This is a genomic window from Gilliamella sp. WF3-4 (assembly GCF_001690275.1).
Taxonomy (GTDB): Bacteria; Pseudomonadota; Gammaproteobacteria; order Enterobacterales; family Orbaceae; genus Gilliamella; species Gilliamella apicola_C.
This window is the reverse complement of the sequence record NZ_LZGW01000017.1, coordinates 163354-185851: the sequence shown is the minus strand read 5'-3', so window position 1 is coordinate 185851 and position 22498 is coordinate 163354. Positions and strand designations below refer to the sequence as shown.

The 22498-nt window shown below is 34.3% G+C and carries 14 protein-coding genes; 9 read left to right on the top strand and 5 right to left on the bottom strand.

The genetic code is table 11. From position 1 onward, the window contains the following. The first annotated feature begins 151 nt into the window (after positions 1–151). The 4 genes from A9G47_RS04180 to rlmKL all read left to right on the top strand — a co-directional run bounded on the left by A9G47_RS04180 (position 152) and on the right by rlmKL (position 6210). Positions 152–2032, top strand: a complete 1881-nt coding sequence (locus tag A9G47_RS04180; RefSeq protein WP_065642243.1) for a PTS mannitol transporter subunit IICBA — start codon at positions 152–154, stop codon at positions 2030–2032. A gap of 78 nt (positions 2033–2110) precedes the next feature. Continuing rightward, positions 2111–3274, top strand: a complete 1164-nt coding sequence (locus A9G47_RS04175; protein WP_065642242.1) for a mannitol-1-phosphate 5-dehydrogenase — start codon at positions 2111–2113, stop codon at positions 3272–3274. 4 nt (positions 3275–3278) lie between these two features. Continuing rightward, the gene (locus A9G47_RS04170; RefSeq protein ID WP_065567971.1) at positions 3279–3830 is read left to right on the top strand and encodes an MltR family transcriptional regulator; all 552 of its coding nucleotides are present in this window, start codon (positions 3279–3281) and stop codon (positions 3828–3830) included. A gap of 259 nt (positions 3831–4089) precedes the next feature. Further along, positions 4090–6210: a bifunctional 23S rRNA (guanine(2069)-N(7))-methyltransferase RlmK/23S rRNA (guanine(2445)-N(2))-methyltransferase RlmL gene (rlmKL, locus tag A9G47_RS04165; RefSeq protein WP_065642241.1), complete on the top strand. Its 2121-nt coding sequence runs from the start codon at positions 4090–4092 to the stop codon at positions 6208–6210. A 363-nt stretch (positions 6211–6573) separates the two neighbouring features. Here the strand turns inward: rlmKL and A9G47_RS04160 are convergent, their stop codons facing one another. Next, complete coding sequence (locus tag A9G47_RS04160) at positions 6574–8199, bottom strand: hypothetical protein (RefSeq protein ID WP_141674808.1); 1626 nt, start codon at positions 8197–8199, stop codon at positions 6574–6576. Positions 8200–9018: 819 nt separating this feature from the next. Between A9G47_RS04160 and A9G47_RS04155 the strand changes: the two genes are divergently transcribed. The 3 genes from A9G47_RS04155 to A9G47_RS04145 are packed head-to-tail and all read left to right on the top strand — an operon-like array spanning position 9019 to position 16136. Continuing rightward, on the top strand, positions 9019–11544 hold the full coding sequence (locus tag A9G47_RS04155) for a TonB-dependent receptor plug domain-containing protein (protein ID WP_081303526.1): 2526 nt from the start codon (positions 9019–9021) through the stop codon (positions 11542–11544). A 57-nt stretch (positions 11545–11601) separates the two neighbouring features. Continuing rightward, complete coding sequence (locus A9G47_RS04150) at positions 11602–13332, top strand: ABC transporter ATP-binding protein/permease (protein ID WP_065642239.1); 1731 nt, start codon at positions 11602–11604, stop codon at positions 13330–13332. Between the two features lie 5 nt (positions 13333–13337). Continuing rightward, the gene (locus tag A9G47_RS04145) at positions 13338–16136 is read left to right on the top strand and encodes a M16 family metallopeptidase (RefSeq protein ID WP_065642238.1); all 2799 of its coding nucleotides are present in this window, start codon (positions 13338–13340) and stop codon (positions 16134–16136) included. A gap of 596 nt (positions 16137–16732) precedes the next feature. Here A9G47_RS04145 and A9G47_RS04140 read toward each other — a convergent pair. The 4 genes from A9G47_RS04140 to A9G47_RS04125 form a co-directional block, all read right to left on the bottom strand. After that, positions 16733–17770 carry an AI-2E family transporter gene (locus A9G47_RS04140; RefSeq protein ID WP_081303525.1) on the bottom strand — a complete coding sequence of 346 codons (1038 nt, stop codon included), beginning with the start codon at positions 17768–17770 and terminating at the stop codon, positions 16733–16735. A 355-nt stretch (positions 17771–18125) separates the two neighbouring features. Continuing rightward, complete coding sequence (gene prfH, locus A9G47_RS04135) at positions 18126–18740, bottom strand: peptide chain release factor H (protein ID WP_065642237.1); 615 nt, start codon at positions 18738–18740, stop codon at positions 18126–18128. Beyond that, the gene (locus A9G47_RS04130; protein ID WP_065580528.1) at positions 18740–19828 is read right to left on the bottom strand and encodes an RNA ligase RtcB family protein; all 1089 of its coding nucleotides are present in this window, start codon (positions 19826–19828) and stop codon (positions 18740–18742) included. Before A9G47_RS04130 ends, prfH begins: the two co-directional genes overlap by 1 nt. A gap of 590 nt (positions 19829–20418) precedes the next feature. Then, on the bottom strand, positions 20419–21357 hold the full coding sequence (locus tag A9G47_RS04125) for a hypothetical protein (RefSeq protein ID WP_065567886.1): 939 nt from the start codon (positions 21355–21357) through the stop codon (positions 20419–20421). Between the two features lie 142 nt (positions 21358–21499). Here A9G47_RS04125 and A9G47_RS04120 point away from each other — a divergent pair, with 142 nt between their 5' ends. Together A9G47_RS04120 and A9G47_RS04115 are read left to right on the top strand one after the other, a co-directional pair. Next, complete coding sequence (locus A9G47_RS04120; RefSeq protein ID WP_065642236.1) at positions 21500–21703, top strand: heavy-metal-associated domain-containing protein; 204 nt, start codon at positions 21500–21502, stop codon at positions 21701–21703. 178 nt (positions 21704–21881) lie between these two features. Then, positions 21882–22337, top strand: coding sequence for an STY0301 family protein (locus A9G47_RS04115; RefSeq protein WP_065580526.1), 456 nt, complete (start codon positions 21882–21884; stop codon positions 22335–22337). The last annotated feature ends 161 nt before the right edge of the window (positions 22338–22498 follow it).

The following is a 22498-nucleotide window of genomic DNA, read 5'->3' as shown; positions in this document are numbered from 1 at the left end:
TGTGATTTAAATCACAAAAAATAAAAAATACCTAGGTTTAACTACGTGATATGCATCACATTTATCGATTATTTTTGATGAATTAAATAACTAAATCCTTCTACAATAATCACATAATAGTTATATCAATCAAGAAGGAAAGATTTATATTATGACAACCTCAAATATCAAATTGAAAGTTCAAAACTTTGGGCGTTTCTTAAGTAATATGGTAATGCCAAATATCGGTGCGTTTATTGCTTGGGGATTTATTACTGCTATATTTATTCCAACAGGCTGGTATCCAAGCGAAACTATTGCCAAGCTAGTTAGCCCTATGATTACTTATTTATTACCACTTTTGATTGGTTATACTGGGGGTAAATTAATTCACGGAGAACGTGGCGCAGTTGTTGGTGCAATCACAACAATGGGGGTCATTGTGGGCTCAGATATTCCGATGTTTTTAGGGGCAATGATAGTTGGTCCTTTAGGTGGTTGGGTAATTAAACAATTTGATAAAGTTGTCGATGGCAAAATCAAAAGTGGCTTTGAAATGTTAGTGAATAACTTTTCTGCTGGTATTATTGGTATGCTTTTAGCATTACTTTCATTTTTTGCAATTGGCCCTTCTGTCGTTGTAGCATCAAGTAAATTAACTATTGCTGTTAATTTTTTGGTTGAACACAATTTATTGCCTTTAACCTCTATCATTATTGAACCCGCTAAGATTCTTTTCTTAAATAACGCAATTAATCACGGCATATTCTCACCGTTAGGTATTCAACAAGCGGCTGAATATTCTCAATCGATTTTCTTTTTAATTGAAGCAAACCCTGGTCCTGGATTAGGGTTATTATTAGCCTATATGTTTTTTGGTAAAGGCTCAGCCAAAAGTTCAGCCAGTGGTGCAGCAATAATTCACTTTTTTGGTGGGATCCACGAGATTTACTTTCCATATGTATTAATGAATCCTCGCCTTATTATTGCAGTGATTTTAGGTGGAATGACAGGCGTATTTACTTTAACACTATTTGGTGCAGGGTTAAGCTCACCAGCATCACCAGGTTCAATCATTGCCGTTCTTGCCGTAACGCCGAAATCATCAATGCTTGGTGTCATTTTTTCTGTCATTGCGGCAACAATGGTTACGTTTATCACTTCAGCTATTTTATTAAAGACAACCAAAGAAGCAGACAAAAGCTTTGAAGATGCAAAATCCAATATCTCTGCAATGAAAAGCGAAGCAAAAGGCATGATGAACGGCACACTTGACCTTGCGAAAGTGAAAAAAATCATTGTGGCTTGTGATGCAGGAATGGGCTCAAGTGCTATGGGTGCAGGAGTATTACGCAAAAAAGTTCAAGATGCCAATTTGGATATTTTTGTCACTAATTTAGCGATTAATAATCTTCCAAACGATGTTGATATCGTTATTACGCATAAAGACTTAACTGATCGAGCCAAACAACATGCGCCAAACGCACATCATATTTCATTAACTAACTTTTTAGATAGCCAACTATATAGCCAGCTCGTAGTTGATCTTTTAAGCTCGCAAAATTCTAGCATAGCAGAAGAAAAAGCAATACTTGTAAACAATACATCCACAGATAATACCCCGCTCTTTAAATTATCAGAAAAAAATATCTTTTTAGGGTTGACCGCTAAAAATAAAGAAGAAGCGATTCGTTTTGCAGGTCAACAGTTAGTCGATAATGGTTATGTGAAACCGGACTACATAGAAGCCATGATTGAACGTGAACAACTTACATCAACTTACCTTGGTGAATCAATTGCTGTTCCTCATGGTACGATTGAAGCAAAAGATGATGTCATTACAACAGGAATTGTATTTTGCCAATACCCTTCAGGTGTGCAATTTGGTCACGAAGAAGACGATAAAGCAAAAATCGTGATCGGTATTGCTGCTCGCAATAATGAACACCTTGATGTAATAGCAAAACTGACTAATGCATTAGATGATGAAACAATTATTGCCAAACTAGCGACAACAAATAACGTTGAAGAAGTTTTAGCAATATTAAGCTAAACAATATTGATTAAATCCCGAAAATATGGGATTTAATTTTCTCTTTTTAAATTTAAACTCAAATAAAGGTTAATTATTATGCAAGCATTACATTTTGGCGCAGGTAACATTGGACGCGGTTTTATTGGTAAATTATTGTCAGATGCTGGTGTGCATGTTACGTTTGCCGATGTCAATCAACAAATTATTGATGATATCGCTAAACGTCATGAGTATCCAGTTAATGTTGTTGGCGAGCAATCGACAACCGAAATAGTTAAAAATGTTGACGCAATTAATAGCACATCAAGTGAAGTTATCGACCATATAGCAAAAGTTGACTTACTAACAACAGCCGTAGGACCGCAAATTCTAGCACGCATTGCCACCATCGTTGCACAAGGCATTATTGCTCGCCATAAGCAAGGTAATGCTAAACCGCTAAACATTATTGCTTGCGAAAATATGGTGAAAGGTACCCATCATTTTAAACAAGAAATTTTTAAAACATTACCAGTAGAGTTGCATGAATGGGTAAATACCCATATAGGTTTTGTGGATTCAGCGGTAGATCGCATTGTCCCACCAGCCACATCAAAAACAGGCGACATTTTAGAAGTAACGGTTGAAACATTTTCGGAATGGATCGTCGATGAAACACAGTTTATTGGCAAAATTCCACACATAAAAGGCATGGAGCCAGTAGATAATTTAATGGCATTTATTGAGCGCAAGTTATTTACTTTAAATACAGGCCATGCCATTACGGCTTATTTAGGGTTTTATCATAATATTGCAACGATTCGAGATGCTATTTTAGATGAACGCATTCGTTTAATCGTACGGGGTGCAATGGAAGAAAGCGGTCTAGTTCTTATCAAACGTTATAATTTCGATGATCAAAAACATATAGCCTATATCGAAAAAATCTTATCTCGTTTTGAAAATCCTTATTTACAAGATGATACAGCACGTGTGGGCCGTCAACCAATAAGAAAATTGGGCGTTAATGATCGTTTAATTAAACCATTACTTGGCACTTTTGAGTATCAAGTACAAAATACTAATTTATTGATTGGTATTGCCGCTGCGCTGAACTATCGTAATGATGACGATGAACAAGCCGTTGAACTTGCAGATCTTATTGCTAATAAAGGGGTAAAAGCCGCATTTACTGAAATTTCAGGTATTGAAAACAACAATATTATTGTTCAAAAGGTAGAAGAACTTTATACTGCAATGCAAAATCGTCAATTTGTATAAAAAAATGTCAGGAACGATATTACAAGAAGATACTATTTTAGAAAAACTCAACCAACAGGCTGATATTCACAGCTTGTTGGCTGTTGCAATTAATCTGATTAGTGATAGCGTTAACCATTTAATCCAAAAAGCCTTTCGTAAAGAACCGCACGCAATAAAATTTGTTATCCCCTCGTTAATGGGTAAAAATGGACCGTTGAATGATACCTCTGTTTGTTTAAAACTGTTATATGTGCTAGGTATTATTACACGCGAAGAGTTTGAAGATATTGAGCTACTCATGGCCATTTTAGATGAATTAGATAACGATGAAAAAAAATATACTTATCTTGATGATGAAATTTTAGGACCGATTAGCTTATTGCATGACATGGTTTTACCGCCTAATTGGGATCACAAGCAAGAGCATGAAAAAGCGGCAGGAATTGTAGATGGTTTAAAGTCATCTATGTATCAAAATCGTTATCAACAAATGATCCGCTCTGCATTAATCATCGCAATTACCGATCTCACTTTACGCATCAGTAATAAACAAAAATTAGATTACTTTCCATAACAATCGTTAATTGATATTAAGATTTTTATTTAATTTATAACATTTTTATATAAAAATTATTATGACAATGAAAACGAATTTGTATTTAATTTTACAAAAAATCATAATCAAAATATATAACTTACCCTTTTGTTTAAACGCTTTTGTCAAAAGCTAATAAATTTTGATTAACAAAAATAGATATAAGCGTTGCCTTTATTTCCCACTATTGCAATTAGTCGGTATAATGCCTGCAATTTTATTGTAAAGTGGATTATACATGAAAACGCTATTTGCCAGCACATCTCGTGGGCTTGAAGAGTTATTAAAAAAAGAGTTAGAACAAATAGGCTCACCCAACTGTAAAATTACCCAAGGTGGAGTTTATTTTGATGCTGATGAAAAAACATTATATCAATCATTATTATGGTCTCGTTTAGCCTCACGCATTTTGTTGCCAATAGCTGAATTTGATATTTATAGTGATTTAGATCTCTATTCTTGTGTATTTAATATTAAATGGACAGATATTTTTGCGGTCGATAACGCTTTTGTGATCAACTTTGTTGGTGTTAACGAATTTATTCGCAATAGTCAATATGGCGCACTTAAGATCAAAGATGCCATTGTTGATCACTTTTTACGCCATACTAACGAACGCCCCAATGTTGCTAAACAAGATCCAGATATTCGACTTCATGCGTATTTAAATAAAAACCGAGTCACCTTATCTTTAGATTTAAGTGGCAATAGCTTACATGAACGTGGTTATCGTCAGCAGACAGGGCAAGCACCATTAAAAGAAACCCTTGCTGCCGCCATTATTATGCGTTCAGGTTGGCTGAGTGATGAACCGTTGCTTGACCCCATGTGTGGCTCAGGCACGCTACTGATTGAAGCCGCTATGATGGCGTCAAAAATCCCACCAGGATTACAACGCAAACAATGGGGATTTTTTGCATGGAAAGGATTTAATCCAACGCTATGGAATGAGTTATTATTTTCAGCAAAACATAATGCCTGTAAACCCAATATTCCTTTTATTGGTTACGATAATAATCCTACCGTACTTGAGCGAGCCAAACAAAATGCAATCCAAGCCGGTGTGGGCGATTTAATTACCTTTGCTTTACAAGATGTAACACAACTTACTAATCCATTACCAATGCAAACAACAGGTATGATTATCAGTAATCCACCTTATGGCGAGCGGCTAGAAAGCGAGCCCGCACTTATTGCTTTACATACTGCTCTCGGTCGACAAATTAAACAACACTTTGGTGGTTGGCGATTATCACTATTTAGTGGTGCACCGCAACTATTAGATTGTTTACAAATGCGAGCAGATAGACAATTTAAAGCCAAAAATGGCCCTCTCGACTGTATACAAAAAAATTATGCCATTGCTAAGCGTGATGCTCAACAACCTATCACGAACCCAACGGTGCCGGCTGCCGACTTTGCAAATCGGTTACGCAAAAATAAACAAAAACTGGAAAAATGGGCTGCTCAAGAACAACTTGAATGTTATCGACTTTATGATGCAGATTTACCCGAATATAATGTTGCTATTGATCGCTATAAAGATAAAATAGTTATACAAGAATACGCCGCCCCTAAAAATATTGATCCACAAAAAACACGGCAACGGCTATTTGATATTATCAATGCCACCATGTCAGAGCTTAATCTGACTGCCGATCAACTAGTATTAAAAACCCGAGAAAAACAAAAAGGTAAACAACAATACCAAAAATTAGGGCAAAAGCAGGATTATTTTTTAGTCCATGAATACGCCATTAATCGCCAAAAAACCCAATTTTGGGTCAATATTACCGATTATTTAGATACAGGACTGTTTTTAGATCATCGCTTAGCACGCAAAATGATTGGTGAAATGAGTGCTAGCAAGGACTTTTTAAATCTATTTGCTTACACAGGGAGTGCAACTGTTTATGCAGGACTTGGTGGTGCTAAATCAACCACTACCGTTGATATGTCACGCACCTATTTAGAATGGGCAGATCGTAATTTAAAACAAAATGGTTTAACAGGTAAAAAGCACCGATTAATTCAGGCTGACTGTTTGCTTTATTTATCTCAATCCGATGAACAATTCGACTTAATTTTTATCGATCCGCCAACATTTTCGAATTCCAAACGTATGAATAATACCTTTGATGTGCAACGAGATCACCTAAAATTAATGGCGGATCTAAAACGCTTGCTAAAACCTAATGGCACTATCCTCTTTTCGAATAATAAACGTGGTTTTAAGATGGATAGCAGTGGTATGCAAAATCTAGGACTTACCTATCAAGAAATTACCAATAAAACGCTTTCGCTTGATTTTAAACGTAACAAGCAAATCCACTGCTGTTTTATTGTGAAGCATCAATAATTAACCGCCTACACGGCGGTTAATTCCGCCCCAAAAAACTTCAATAAAATCAATAGGTTTTCTGAACGTTTTTTACAGCGGTAACCATGCCTAAACAATGCAATATTGAACAATACATCACAAGCTAAATCTTTAAATCCTAGATTTGAATTATCATTACATATTGGCACTATGATATAAATAAAAATTATTTTATGGTTAGTTGCTCTTACGCATTAATTAGTTGTTTCTGTTACTACATATATCATAACGTCGCTCCTAAACCAAAATAAATCATTTTAATATTACCTTTCTATCTACAAAGTATTACTCTATCTGTGTTAAATCACTCGTTGTTGTTGCTGTGCGGCTGCCGTTTAAAGATTACGGTGAAATACAAAGTGCATAGCCAATTTGTTCTGTTATTGGTTCTGAAAATATCAATCCATAAGCATCAACTAAGTAGTAGTTATCATTCTTATGGCGATTATTCGACCAAAATTTTCTATAAATATGACGATCTAGCCTAAAAACATCAGAGCCCCATTCTGGAATGATTCCCCCTCCAAGTTGTACCTTAGAGAACCCTTCTTTGCCAGTAGGGTATCCTTGATGCCAATTTAGCTCAACATTTTTAACATTGGTTAATTCAGGTACAGTAGGAAGGCGGTACCCAATGCTTTCACAATACTCTCTACTTTCTTTAAATGTTCGTTTACCATCCTCTAATAAAATAAACCATTTGTTAATTGTAAAACTATATATAGGTTTAGTTTGCGCTTGATCAGCATAAATAATAAACGTTGTGGGAGAAAACGACGTATTTGGCTGCCCTGCTTTTGGTCCTAATAGCGTAATTGTCGCTTCATTAGGGTAATTTCCATAATATCTAAATTCTTCTGCTTTTCTAATAGTTAAATTAATAATTGAATCCTTAGGCTGCTTACTGTAGCTTAGTTCATGAGGAAAAGACCCTGCGACTGTTAAATTAAACGGAAATGAATCGCCTGCCGTGGTTGGAAAATTAGCTGAAGGGCTATTAATATTTTGAAGTTGATATCCTTTTTTTGCCCCTGACTCCCTATACAGATCGGACGCTACCCATTCATTACCTATATGCTCACTGTGTGGGGTTGGTTGAGTAAGTGGATATGCCCAACATGCATAAGGATTGGAAACAGCAGGCTTAATATGTAAAACCAATCGATCCTCAAATGCCCATGGATCATCATTCCACTCATCTTCCGTGACAGTTGCTCCAAATGATCTTCTAGATGGCACACCAAACTTACTCAAAACTGAAGAAATGCTAGATAGTAAAACCATTCTATAGCTATAACGACAAGGATCAATAAGGTCACTACGTTTATAGCTGCGCTCTCCCCACTCGGCCAAATCATCACTACCATAATCATCTGCTTCATCAAATATTTTTAGCGAAACCATACCGGCACCACTCAGAATTTCATCGCCATCATCATCAAAAAAATATTGTCTATCATAACGGCTATTAAATTCTATTTGTTGCCCATTATCTTCTGCCCACTCGGGTATTGGATAATTTTTGGGGATAATCGAATTAATATCGGCAAACGTTTTAATCGATTCAGGTAACAAAATAGGATTCTGTTGTGACGAAGTATTATTATCGAGTGTATATCGAAAAGTTTGATTACCAACTTGATAGCTCATCCAAAAAATATCATCAACGCCTAATATTTTAGTTTTCCCGCCATCAAAACTTAAATAAGGCGCAGTACCATTAATCACATTGGTAGTTTCGGCAACATGAATAACTTCTGAACTTAAGGCGATTGCTCTATTGACATAAGTCGTTAATAACAAGCTAATGCCAATAAATATTGGTGTTAATGAAAAAGACAACAATCTTGTCGTTTTAGAATAAAAGTCGAAAAGTATTTGTAGGTGAAAAACGCTTAAATTAGTTAATGTTTCTTTTATTTTTACCAATAATTTATGGCTGGCAACCAAACAACTATTCCTTAGCACGTTCTAAATCCTTTTCTACAACTTGTATTTACTTTAATTCGAGCTTTTCTATTATTAAATAGATAGAAAGTATAAGTAAATCGCTAGTATTTTGTAAACGTGTTTTTTTAAAATTTATTATAGTATATAAAAGCAAGCATAAATATTGTTGCTATTTTTCTAATTTCTGAGTGTCACTTAATTGGAAAGACAAAGGATACAAAGAATGTTTAGATTATCCCCTATCTTACTTAGCTGGAATCTTTAACAGTGATTTGGGCAAAACGATATATAATGCTAAAACCTACCTTATCATCAAACCCGAAGTTTTAGCACTCACGCCACGCTAGAGGCATTAGATCCTAAAAGATAAGTTGGGATATTAATCCACCAACACAAGCCTAAAATAATTAAATCTAGGGAAATTTCTTCCCAAAAGGGCAAGATCTTATCTGTTGAATGCTCAAACTTGATAGAAAATCATAAATTTCCACGAGATAAATTAACCGAATCAATAAGTTTTTCCAAGCATATCCCGTAACTTTATCTGTAAATTGACCAAAGAGCACAATGGGTAATGTATAAAAAAATAACTTTGGCATTAGCCAACTTAACTATCATAGTTCAATACTTTTCTTGGGTGGCTTTTTCTAATACTTGGCGTTTTTTTGATATTTTTAAAGTAAGCCTTAATCAGATAGAACGAACTACAAATTAACTCTTTTAGTTGACAAATATAAATATTTTGCTTTAATGATAATAAATATCATTATTAAATATAAATTGGCAATAAATCTATTACTATTATATTTGTCTGTATTTCCCAAGGATCGTTTTTGTATGAAAAAAGTAGTAGTATCGGCTTTACCCCTGTTTTTAATTAGTTATAACCCAACAGCATTATCCAGCCCAAATCAGATCGACCAACAGATAGCTGAAAAAAGCGAAGATGACAAAAAAGACGATGACGTCATTATTGTAACAGCGCCCTCAGCTAAATTATCAACCTCTCAAGCAATTGATTCAAATAAAATCAATCAATCAAATACGGGCGATGGTAATATCACGGATGTATTGAAAACTTTGCCTGCGATACAAATGTCGAATAGCAGTAACAACGGCATGACGCAAGGTGAAATTAAGCCTGCCGATATCTCGATTCATGGCAATACCAGCTATCAAAATAATTATCAATTAGATGGTGTAAGCTTTAATAATGATGTCGATCCAGTCGATCCAGGATTAGGCATAACCAATACGCGTGTTGATAGCGATGAACAAGGTCTTTATATTGATAGCCGCTTAATTAATGAAATTAAATTATATGACAATAATATCCCCGTTGAATATGGTGGATTTACAGGTGGTGTTGTAGATGTAATTAGCCGTCGTTGGAATCATGAAACTAATGGTAATATTTTTTATCGTAAAACCCAATCTTCATGGAATAAAACTCATGTCGATCCAGCGATTAAATTTGATAGTTCCGCCAATGATGCCAGTCATCCGAGTCGATTTCAACCTAAGTACAGTAAACAAAGTTTTGGCGGTTGGTTTGAAACAGGTCTTACTGACGATTTAGGTGTAATGTTTGCCGCATCAAGAAGAGAATCTGATATCTCTTCTGTCTCTTATCAAGGTCCATCATTATTATTAGATGGTGAAGATCTGATTGAAATTCGAAAAAACGGCGGTATGAAAAACCAAACACGTGTTTCAAATAACTATTCATCTAAATTTACTTGGTATGCAACAAACCAAACATCAGTAAATTTTTCTACCAATTATTCACAATATAACAATTACTCATTTGCCGCAACCGTTGCTAATTCTGGTTACAATACTAAGCATAATGGCTTAAGTATGGCCTTGCAATTACTGCATGAGTTTGATTTTGCCAAATTAGATTTGACAACAAGTTATCAAAAGCTAGAAGATAAAAGAACCAACGATCAAAACTATTTTATTACATTGGTTGATTATTCTGATTGGCGTAACCCCGTGCAATATCATTCGGGAGGCGTTGGTAATTTAACCACTAAACAAGATAATTGGGGATTAAAGACAAAACTTGATTTTAAACCAATTTCTTGGTTGGATACCACGCATGAACCCTCTATCGGATTCGAACTAGCAAAAACCAAAGCGCGTTATATTCGAAATGAAGATTTTTATCGTTACACCTATACTGGCACATGGGACGCCCTCCCTTGGCTCTCTTATGCCGATCATGCTTCGGTTTTCCAAGCTGGCCATTATCAAGCAAGTTACGATAATTACGCATTCTTTACCGATGACACGATCAAATACGGTCGCTTAACAGTCCGTCCTGGAATACGTATTGATTATGATAATTTTATTAAAGACGTCAACCTAGCACCAAGATTTGTGACAAGTTTAGACACCTTTGGTAACGGTAATACTGTATTAACTGCTGGAATCAACCGCTATTATGGCCGTACTATGATGGCTTATGCTTTATATGGTGCACAAAATGCGGGATTAAAGAACTGCTATTACTTTTGTACACCAGGACAAGTTGATGAAGATTGGATAAGCTCAACTGATTTTGAAGGGCTTAATTCGCTTTCTACACCTTATAATGATGAAATTAGTTTAGGTTTTGAGCAGGTTGTAAAAAACAGTCTATGGCAATTACAATATGTACATCGTGAAAGTTATGATGAAGTTCGCAGTCGCCCTAAATATGATAATGGTCGATCAAACATTCGAACCTTTGATAACTCTGGGCGCAGTACGCATGATACTTTGTCATTAGTGGTAAAAAATAGACTACCTATCGAATTTTATCACGCTGAACATACTGCATCGGCTTCAATCTCGTGGCAAAAAAGTGAAAGCAATACACCTAAAGAGCTAGGTTATGCGCATTATGATCCCGCAAATAATGTTCGCCATGATAAAGTTTGGTATAACGGTAGAATAATTAAAGCATCTGATTTACCTGCAACCGATTTTAATATTCCCGTTAAGATCAATTTCGAACTGACAAGCAAAATTCCAGACTATGATTTAACGTTTTACAACTTACTACAATGGCAAAGCCCGCGAAATCAAGCGGTTCGTTATAGTAACCAATATCACATCGATCCAAATACGGGGGATAAAATGGCAAAATACGAAAAAGAACGCTTTGCCAGTACGCTTCGTTGGGATGCTAAACTCGGTTGGGCGCCAACTTTTGCTAAAGGTGCTAATTTTTCTGTAGAAATTAATAATATTTTAAATAAAAAAAATGTTACCGATCGTTATGTTTATGGTGCTGATGCGGCAGGTAATGACAGAATTGTCAATGCTTATGCTCCTGGTCGCCAATTTTGGATTCAAGTTGGTTATGACTTCTAATTTACATAAAACGTTATACTTTTTTCGCAATAATATAAATTTTACTGCCGCATAAAAATGCAAAAAATTAAACAATTCTTATATTTAGTAAAGCCATTTTGGTGTTCTTCAGCATCAAAAATGGCTTGGTTATTATTACTTAGTGTTATCGCTTTAAGTTTATCTACTGTATGGTTTAATGTTAAATTAAACCAATGGAATGGAGATTTTTATAATGCACTACAAGCTTTAAACGAGCAAAATCTTTATCGTTTATTGGGCGATTTTATTATTCTTATTATTATGATGATTTTGGTCGTTGTGTACGCTGATTATTTACAAAAGAAGCTATTAATAATTTGGCGTTACCATATGACAGAAAAAATAACTAAGCAATGGTTATCCAAACATTCTCATCACTATCATCTTAAAATAAAACAAGTTGAACTTGATAACCCCGATCAACGTATTGCTGAAGATATCAATTTACTGATTAAACAATCACTAGATTTATTACTTTCATTTTTGCGTTCGTTTATGACATTAATCTCCTTTACTGCCATTTTATGGACACTATCTGGTGCTATTTCCTTTACCTTACTATCGATAGATATTCATATCCCTGGTTATATGGTTTTTGCTTGTGCTATCTATACATTATTAGGAATTATTTGTACTCATGCTATAGGTAAACCTTTACATAAAATTAATATCGAAAAACAGCAAAGCGAAGCTAATTACCGAGCGACATTGATTCATTGTTACCAATCTAGCGAAGCAATCGCTGGCCAACATGGTGAAAAACAAGAAACGACTAGGTTAAAAAACAAATTTACAACCATTATTCATAATTGGCAAAATTTGATGAATTATGAAAGAAATCTTTCATTTTTTAGTGTAGGTTACCAACAAGTATCTTCTTTAGCGCCGATTTTTTTTGCATTACCTGCTTTTATTGCTGGCTTAATTAATTTAGGTGGCTTGATGCAAATTCGACAAGCATTTATGCAGGTTTCCTCGGCATTAAGTTGGTTTATTTATGCATATCGAGATATTGCAATTTGGCAAGCGACAGTAACAAGGCTTTATCATTTCGTTCGGCTTTTAGATGAATTACCTGAAAATACAATTACTCAAACTACCCATAATGATACGCTACTTGATGCGCAGGTAATATTAAAAAGTGCAGATAATCAGCAAGTCCTATTATCGACTCATATCCAGTTAACTAAAGGCGATACGTTATTGGTTCAAGGACGTTCGGGTATAGGTAAATCAACACTATTAAAAACCATTAGTGGTTTTTGGACAAATTATCAAGGTATTATTCAACGTACAGATAATTATCTGTGGATCCCACAAAAAATACGCCTTAGTTACGATAGGTTGGATAATTTATTGGCTTACCCTGCTTGCTCAAAAAACTTTACACAACAAAAGTTGCTTGAAACATTATCATTAGTTGGGCTAGATAAATTGAGTCATGAGCTAGAAACCGAAAGTGATTGGGGGAACCGTTTATCAGGTGGTGAACAACAACGTTTAATGTTTGCTAGGGTGTTGCTTAACAAACCCGAACTAATCTTGTTAGATGAAGTAACTTCGGCACTGGATTTACCAAGTGTCTATCAACTTATTTCGCTATTACAGAAAAAATTACCAGAAAGCGCGATGATCTTTATTTCTCATCAACCAATACAAAATCATGTTAAACAAGTCATCAATTTAGATGATACGGCTATTTCACCAATACAAAAATTGGCACAGCAAAATGCCGAGTTTGAGACTGTGTTTATATCTAAGGTTTAAATTCGATGTTAAAAAATTTTTTATACTATATTTTCTTTTCCCTATTGCTTAGTTTTCCCCATTTATGCTGGTCAAATACGCTAATTGAATCCGATCCTACGATAGAAACTTATCAATTAGACAACGGGTTAACTGTCTATCTACAACCTCGCTCAAAAGCAGGATTAGAGTTAAGATTAATTGTGCACAGTGGCTCATTGCAAGAAAATGAAAATCAACTAGGCTTAGCTCACTTTGTTGAACACATGGCATTTAAGGGGACAAAAAATTTTCCTAATAAATCTAGTTTTAAATCGCTAGAAGAATATGGAATCCATTTGGGAACTCACATTAATGCCGCCACCAGCTTTAATTCAACGGTATATCGCTTATCGTTACCTACTAGTGAAGCTCTACAATTAGAAAAAGGATTAACCGTATTATCGGATTGGGCTTATCATATTTCATTTGAACAACAAGATTATGAAAGTGAACGCGATGTTATCATTGAAGAGTGGCGCTTACGGCAAGGCGTGGCTTACCGCATTAATACCCTCTTAGATGAACTACGTTATCATGGAAGTTTATACGCTAATCGAGCCCCAATTGGTTCGTTAGATATCATAAAAAACGCGCCCGTTCAGGAAGCAAAAACGTTCTATAACAATTGGTATCAGCCACAAAGAATGAGCTTAGTTGCAGTAGGAAATTTTGATACTAAATCAGCTAAACAATGGATTAATACACTTTTTGGTCAGCGTTCACGAGGTGATGCACCAGTTGATATTCCACAATTAAGAGCTTTTTCACCACAAAACGAGCCACTAGTTAAAGTTATCCTTGATCGCGAACAAGGGCAACGACTAATACAAATCGCATTACAACGTGATTTACCCACAGCTTTAAATACACCTCAAGGAATAAAAGAAGATATTTTTGATTTAGTCTGGCTAACGTTACTTAATCATCGGCTATCATTGTTAGTAGAAAATCAAATATTGCCTAGCGCTCAAATTAATCAACAAGGTATTTTATTTGATAACAAACGTATGCAATACCTTCTTTTTGCACAGCCAAAAGATCAACAGTATTTAGAGACAATGAGGCATCTGTTTTCCGAAGTACAACGTATGTCAACCAGCCCTGTATTAGAAATAGAATTGCAACAAGTTAAAAACCAAATTTTAACAAAATTAAAACAACAGGCAGAAAATGAAATTAACTATCAAAATGATTATTTAGCTAATCAATTAGTTAACAATATTACAAATAGTTTGCCTATACAAAATAAAACACAACAATTAACTCAAACAACACAAATATTAAAAACACTTAATGCAAGCGATCTGCAAAAAATAGTGGGTGAGCGACTAAACAGCGCTAATTTACGGATTGCAGTTATTGGTCCAGATAGTGATCAAAATTCGGTTAACGCCGAGCAAATCAAACAATTATGGCAAACGATTAGGCAAACTCAGTTAGGAAAGTTTCCATTTAAGAAAGAAGAAGTTAACCTTGATATCAAGCCTGCATTACAAGGAAAAATTACAGCAACCCACAATATTAGTGAAATCAATGCATATGAATGGCAATTAAGCAATGGGCTTCGAGTTATTGCACGCCCTGATAATACTTTATCAGGTGATGTTGAAATGTTATTACAGATCCCTGGGGGATTATCTCTTGATAGCGATCAACAATTAGGTATTATGCGTTGGTCACAAAGATTGGCGGAAGATAGTGGTTATGGAACGTATACTTCAGCAAAATTAAACCAATTTAGTCGGCAACACCAAGTTAGTGTTTCCCCTTATGCCGAACTGCTTTATCATGGTTTACGCGGAAAGGCACCGAATGATCAATTAGCATCATTATTTAAATTATTTTATTTGAAATTAACCGCCGCTAATTTTGCCCCCCAACAATTAGCCCAAACCAAACAACAATTAAGCTTAGCTTATTCCAAACAACCCGTTGAAAGGCAGTTTTTAGACTTAATCAATCAAAATGCCTTTAATCATGGTGATCGTTTGTTAGTTTCACCTGATGGTGCTTGGAGGGATTTTTCAGCAGATCAACTGAAGCAAAACTATTTACGTGCATTTGCTTTATCACCATCGGCCAATATTATTATTTCTGGACGTTTTAATATTGATGAAATTAAACCATTAGTTGAATATTGGTTTGCGGGTCTACCTACTACTGATAAAAAAGACGGATGGATAGATAACGGTATCATACCAATTCATCAATCAATGCAAAAAACATACCCTATGGCTAGTAGCGATAAATCGATGGTTAGTATACTTTACTCAGCGCAAAAACCATGGCAGCTACGTGATCAACTTAATCTTGAACTGATTGACTATATTATTAATTTAAGATTACGTTATTATGTTAGAGAGCAGGCCTCTGGCGTCTATACCATTATTTTTTCGCAGCAACTGATCAAATATCCGACTTCCTATTATTTAGCGAGGCTAAACTTTACGACTGCCCCTGACAAAGCCCATGCTATAACGGTGTTGGCTGATGAGGTAATTCAATCTGTAGCGCGTAATGGCGTGACTTTAGATGAGTTACAGCAAGCAAAGAAATCATGGTTACTTAATTACCAAGAAAAAAAGGCCAGTTCTACTTATTGGTTAACCGCAATGGCACAAACTGCGGCTGATGGCAGTCACTTTGATGAGTTAAATATGCCAGCCAATCTCATTGAAGCCATTACATTACAAGATACGAACCATTTAGCTACACAATTATTAGGTAAAAATCCAAAAATTTTCACTTTATTACCTAAAAAGGCCGATAATTCGAATCAATAAAATTATCAATTTAGTCAGGAATCAAAAGTAATAAACTAGCTAGCATATAGAGTATTACTTTTAGTTTCCTGATTTTACTGTATGGGTAAATTTACATTCCGATACGACTCAAAAATATAGAGCCATTTTGTGTTTAGCTATTGCTCAAACTGATAAAATTAAAAATTAGCACATAAATACGCCATAATGAGTTCACACTTGGTATAGAAAATTACGCTACATGTATTCAATAGGAAGCAAATATGATTTATGTGCCTTATTGGGTTGTTAGGCGTTATAGTTAATTATTCTTTGGTAATGAACGGCTTCTTTTCATTTATGGATACAATTAACTTGTTTTTTCTTGTTTTGTCTTTTCTTGTATTCAAATCCTCTTTTATTTTTATCATGAAGCATTGCCGACTCTTCACTATATTATTTTTGGGAAAGGCAAACTATATCCGTTATATCTCTATGCGAATATTAATACGGCATTCGTTAGCATATTCATGCTGGGTAATATTCGAGATATGATTACCCAGTAATAGATTTATTGTAAATAGTTGTCTACGTAAATGAAATCACCGCTAATATGCAACATATTGATTATATTTAAATTAAATAATTTCCAACTCTTTTAACGATAGTTTTATAAATGCATAAAAAATAGGTGCAAAGATTAAACCAATCACACCAAAAAGTGTTTCTAAAAATAACATCGCAATTAATAATTCACAGATGCCTGCATGAATTTTTGTTCCAACTATTTTGGCATTAAGTACATATTCCATTTTATGAATTAAAATTAAATAAACAATAATCGCCATCGCAACAGTGAATGATACTGTAAATGCAACAACAAAGATTAATGCGTTAACAATTAAGTTTCCAATAATTGGAATAAGTCCAAAAACAAATGTGGCTAAGACTAAACTTTTGCTAAACGGTAAATGAATACCAAACACAGGCAGAATAATAAATAACAAAATAGACGTCATTATTGTATTAAATAATGCAATCACAACTTGTGACATAGCAACATACTGGAATACGACAACTAATCGGTTTAAACTTGCTTTTAAGGCTTTAGTTAGTGGTCTTTGTACAACTTTGTTGTCATCAACGTTACGTTGATTTTCTTTATAACCAAGAATTAACCCAATAATCATTCCCACAATTAATATGATTAAATCGTGAAATACTTTTTTAATGATAGATTGTAGGTAGAATATATGATCTTTAAGATAAACCATTATCGTGGATTTAACTTCATCTAAATCATCTGGCAAATAATGAGTAATACTCGGTGGAAGACTATTTATTACATTGTTTACCACTAATTTCATATTTGTTAACGTTTCGGTAGGATGCTTAGCCATGTCAACAAACCAAGCAAATAAATACCAAAAACCACCAATAAAAATACCAATAATCAGAGTCGTTAGGACTAATACCGAAACTAATTTTGATCGATGGCTAAAGCGCATCATTTTTCGCGATAAGAAATCATCTAATTTCTGAGTTAAGGTATAAGTTAATAAACCTGCAATCACTGCAGGCATTAAATGAACTTGCATTAAAATAATGAAAAAAACAGAAAATAATGTAAGACAAAAAAGTCCTAATTTTTGATTATTATCAAGTATCATGGTCATTAATTCCTTTCAATAAATAGCCGATTAACTATTAATTTTTAACCTTAAATATTAACATATTCTTTTTTTGCTATTTGTGCTAAAAAAAATCGATAAAATTAAGGCGATTTAAAATAATTCTAAAATGTACTTCAAAACATAGCATTAAGTTCAAAAAGAAAGCGATTATAACAGAGGATAAATTATACGTCTGCTTTTTTGCTATAGTTAAATACACCATCCTTGTACAAAATGGCATTATATAACGATAAGGTGGAAAGACTATGTGAGAATGTTGTAGCGACCCTATCTTTACTCTATGATAAATATTGATTTATGTAGATAATAAATATGTTATCTACATAATATGGTTACTCTATTTTTCATGAAATCCTTTGCCATAAAAAACTAAACTACTGTTACCTCTTGGTACTGAGTAATGAAATTGCTGGCGTATAGTTTTATTCTGCTGATGTAAATTATTTTCATATTCAGCAAGTTTATGCACCAATAATAATTTCGCTAATCGCTTATTGGCATGTTGGCTTCGTTCGGTCTGTACTTTGACACTAATACCCGTTGCGATATGTGTTGCACGAACGGCAGATTCGGTTTTGTTGACATGCTGGCCACCAGCGCCCGATGATTTCATCGTCGTAAATTCAATAGTACTATCCATTATTTGTGAAGGGTTTTGTAAGCAGGTAATGCCTATAAACCAATTTTTACGTTTATGTGCTGGTCGATATGGGCTTTGGCAAATCCATTGTACGGTTCCAAGCCAACGCTGTATTAATTGATCACACTGTAAGCCTTCAATTGAAATAAGCACTGAACGGAAAGTATTGGGCTTATCGCCCAATACGCTTTCGACTATTTCGGTTGTTACTGATAATTTACTTGCTTCATTTAGAAATTGCGTTACGGCTTTCGCAACAGCTAAAGTGCATTCAGCAGGCCCTTTGGCAGATGAAAAAAAGAGCAATGCCATTAATGACCTCCTTGTGTTTTATAATTCAATATTGGAGTAAGTTGTGCGATCACTTTAACAATGTTTGCTTGTTGCATCGATTCAATTACACTCTCAATTGATTTATAAGCTTGTGGCGCCTCTTCAAAAATTAAGCTGCTATCTTCACAAATGACACGGCTCCCCAATTTGGTTCGTTTAAGTTCTTGCATTGAATAGCGGTTATCTAACTTGCCTTTACAGTCGGCCCGACGCCATTTACGCCCCGCACCATGGGCTAATGACATAAGAAGATTTTCATGCTGTATTGGCTTAACTAAATAACTATAATCCCCACGCGATCCGGGTACAATCACTAATTCATCTGTTGCTGAAGAGGCGCCTTTACGATGCAACCAATACGTCTGACCACTCAACATGACTTTTTCGAGAAAATTATGACAACCATTTAGCACTTCAACCCCTTGTGTATTTAGGTTTGCCATTAATCTTTCAGCGACAACTTGACGATTTAATCTAGCAAATGCTATTGCGTTATCGTGCTTAGCTAGATAGTCTAATGCTTCAGGACTGTTTTCAAGTAAACCTTGATTACCAAAACGCGATAATTGATTTTGTAAAATCGCATGACCTAATCCTCTTGAACCACTGTGCACTAATAAAAACAACTTCTTAGCATTGAGTTGGTAATCATTAAATAACGACTCATCACAAATTTTACTGACCTTTTGTAATTCAGCAAAATGGTTACCACCACCAATTGTACCAAGATTGTATTTATGATGAGTATTTGACTGATCAATATTACCAATTTGCCGTTCCAATTTATCAATACTCAATTTAGCTATATTGATTTCAGTTTGCCAAAAACCCATACCACAACCAATATCACTGCCAATTAAAGTTGGGTAGATGATTTCACGGCTTAAATAAGCAGCGCCAATAGGGTAGCCTTTTCCCGGATGAAGATCTGGCATGCCCACAACTTTAACCATATTCGGCAAATTAGCGGTTGCCAGTAGCTGTTCAATAGCCACGCCTTCAATCCATGTGTTTTTTGATGCAATATATGATGCTTTGTCAGATAGCACCTGTATAGAATTGTCCATATATCAATCCATATTAATCAATATTATTGTTATACCCTGATGATGTATAAAGACAAATTTTTTGAATAAATTACATGTAAAAAACGTTATAAATTAAAATAATACATATAAAATTCAGCTTTGCACTTAACATTGATTTGATCACAACAGTTAATTATTGTTAATCCAAAACAACGCTTACTTTAACAATGTAAAGCAAAATTATCTTTAAGTATTGGGTATAGGTTATATTGGCAGGCTAAGATCAGCAAAATGAATTGAAGTAAAAATGAGAAGTGTTACTACTTAATTATTTTGCGATAAGCCTGCAAAGGTTAGTTAAACAAATCATAATCAATTCTCCTTTGCAGTTAATAATGGTGCGTATCATAGTTATTTTTTTATAAGATGTAAATAGTAGGCGTGAAGAATTTTAATTAATAAAACAACATAAAAAGTAAAATTTTAGCCTTTTATCCTTGAGATAAAAATAGGAAGAACACTTGTCTGTAAGCTCTCGAGGCATAAAACCGTTTAAAATGATTTTACTCTTTTTAAAAGAGGTTATTTCGCAACCTCTTTTTCGATTTTTTGAAAATGATCAAGGACTATTATTTGATCACATAAAAGTTAACATCGCGAGTATCTCGAAGAGCATCAACGAATTTCCCCAATTCTTTACTGTAACTTTTCTCAGGATCGTTTTCTTCTGTACATTTTTCTTTTGAGCGATAACTTTTAGCCATTGCATCATTTGATGCCAAATTGTCGTATGGTTTTTTAAAATCACTACCTTTTAATGTCATAAGGTGATTCCAGTCATTTAATAGGCTTTCCATATATTGACGACCTGCTTCGCATTTTATGTTATTTAAGTCAATCTTAGGAATAACATATTGGCTTATCTCACTGAACTTTTTAGGATTGTAAGGGAAGCTAATGTCTTCTTTTTCATCTTCTTTTAAGAATTCAATAAAGTCGCTTTCACGATATAATTTTCTAAAACGTTCTTGATAAGATTGGTTTTTCTTCAATTTTAGGTCTTGGGTTATTTCTTTTGGAAAAGGTTGATCATAAGAATAATCCCAATGATATTGGCTGTGTTCAATAAATACATCATTGATTAATTTTGCTGGCAATTCTATTTCTTGCGCTTTACCATCAATAATGGCTGGAATGTTATTGATTTCTCTTTTTTCTCTTAAAATCTTTTCGTATTCTTCATCATTCAACTCAGACGTTGAATAGATGACTGTGTATAAATAATAGTTACTTTGTGTTGGGTTAATAAGACCTAATTTTCCAAATTGAGCCGGTTTTACAACAAAATTGAAGTCATCATTATTATACGATAAGGTATGTTTGCCGTATTCAAATGTATAATTAACACCCGATTTGGCTGGAATAGTTAATTCTTTACCATCAATAGTGACTTTTATTTCGTTAGCAGTAGGGTTGTCAATCCAACGCTCGATAGAACTAGGTTCAGAACAGCCAACAAGGATTAAACTGCAAATCCACAATAAAGAATATTTTATTTTTTTCATCATAATATTTTGTTATAAGTGTAAAAAGGAAGTAAATATTATCATCTTTATGAAAAAAACTAAATGTAATCAAATAAAATTAGTGTTATAAATAGGTATTTTGTTTGGTTGTTTATTAAATAACATTAGGAATAGAGAGATTTTTATGAAATTGATAGTCGATAATATGAATTGCCAGCATTGTGTGAAAATGATAACAAAAGCGATTAATGACATTGACCCAAACGCAAAAGTGACCGTTGATTTAACTAAGCGCCAAGTTGCTATCGAAAATAGTTCCATTACGCAAGAAGCCGCTATCACTGCGATTAATGAGGCTGATTATGAGTTTGTTGGAACTGCGAACTGACTATCTCTATATTTGATAGCACTAGGTTTCTTAGGCATCTTTGTTATGCTACCTTGCTGAAATTTTACCTTAAAAAAAGAAATAACAAAAAATTTGTTTAAAGTATCAGCATATTTTGGAAAATGCTAGAATGCGTTTATCTATTTATTAATAAGCTATTGTGAAAAGGATATAGACTATGAAAGGTAAAATATTGAGTGTTACTGTGGCTATTATGGCTTGGTTTAGTGCGGTTTTTTTTGTTAATGCTTATCAGATTGATTGCCCACAAAACATCAAAGTTAAAGAAGAAGTTGAAAACAGGCCTGATGGATGGGAGGTTTCTGATAAAGATAGCCTGAGTAGCTCTTTTCATAGCATGATTGTTTATTACGATAACCCTTCTAGAATGGGTGCTTTAAAACCAGCAAAAGGAACGGTTGCTGGTAAAAAACATGAGTTAATATGGGAAGTTAATTACCACACAGATGTTGAACCTTATTATGTTAGTTGCGCTTACAGTACAAGCAGAATTGAGCTAATAAAAAAAATTGATTCATCAATGAAAAGTTGCTGGGCTGACTATTTTGAAGATGAGCAAGGAAAAAGAGGGACACTTACCTGTAGCACAAGTGAGGCAAAGGACTTGCATTAGTTGAAATATGGGATTTGTTGTTATATGTATTGTTATATGTAATAGCCGATAACTCAAATCCCACTAAAATTTTAAACCCTAGTTTATTTTTTCAATACATTATTTTAATTTAAGTTTTAATGTTCTAATAATACTTTTCATAGAATTATATAAAACGTCTT

Coding starts and splice junctions, on each gene's coding strand:
- A9G47_RS04140 (WP_081303525.1), bottom strand. CDS start 17,770: ATGACCATGATACTTGATAATAATCAAAAATTAGGACTTTTTTGTCTT.
- A9G47_RS04130 (WP_065580528.1), bottom strand. CDS start 19,828: ATGGACAATTCTATACAGGTGCTATCTGACAAAGCATCATATATTGCA.
- A9G47_RS04155 (WP_081303526.1), top strand. CDS start 9,019: ATGAAAAAAGTAGTAGTATCGGCTTTACCCCTGTTTTTAATTAGTTAT.
- A9G47_RS04125 (WP_065567886.1), bottom strand. CDS start 21,357: ATGATGAAAAAAATAAAATATTCTTTATTGTGGATTTGCAGTTTAATC.
- A9G47_RS04175 (WP_065642242.1), top strand. CDS start 2,111: ATGCAAGCATTACATTTTGGCGCAGGTAACATTGGACGCGGTTTTATT.
- A9G47_RS04120 (WP_065642236.1), top strand. CDS start 21,500: ATGAAATTGATAGTCGATAATATGAATTGCCAGCATTGTGTGAAAATG.
- A9G47_RS04170 (WP_065567971.1), top strand. CDS start 3,279: ATGTCAGGAACGATATTACAAGAAGATACTATTTTAGAAAAACTCAAC.
- rlmKL (WP_065642241.1), top strand. CDS start 4,090: ATGAAAACGCTATTTGCCAGCACATCTCGTGGGCTTGAAGAGTTATTA.
- A9G47_RS04150 (WP_065642239.1), top strand. CDS start 11,602: ATGCAAAAAATTAAACAATTCTTATATTTAGTAAAGCCATTTTGGTGT.
- A9G47_RS04145 (WP_065642238.1), top strand. CDS start 13,338: ATGTTAAAAAATTTTTTATACTATATTTTCTTTTCCCTATTGCTTAGT.
- A9G47_RS04115 (WP_065580526.1), top strand. CDS start 21,882: ATGAAAGGTAAAATATTGAGTGTTACTGTGGCTATTATGGCTTGGTTT.
- A9G47_RS04180 (WP_065642243.1), top strand. CDS start 152: ATGACAACCTCAAATATCAAATTGAAAGTTCAAAACTTTGGGCGTTTC.
- prfH (WP_065642237.1), bottom strand. CDS start 18,740: ATGGCATTGCTCTTTTTTTCATCTGCCAAAGGGCCTGCTGAATGCACT.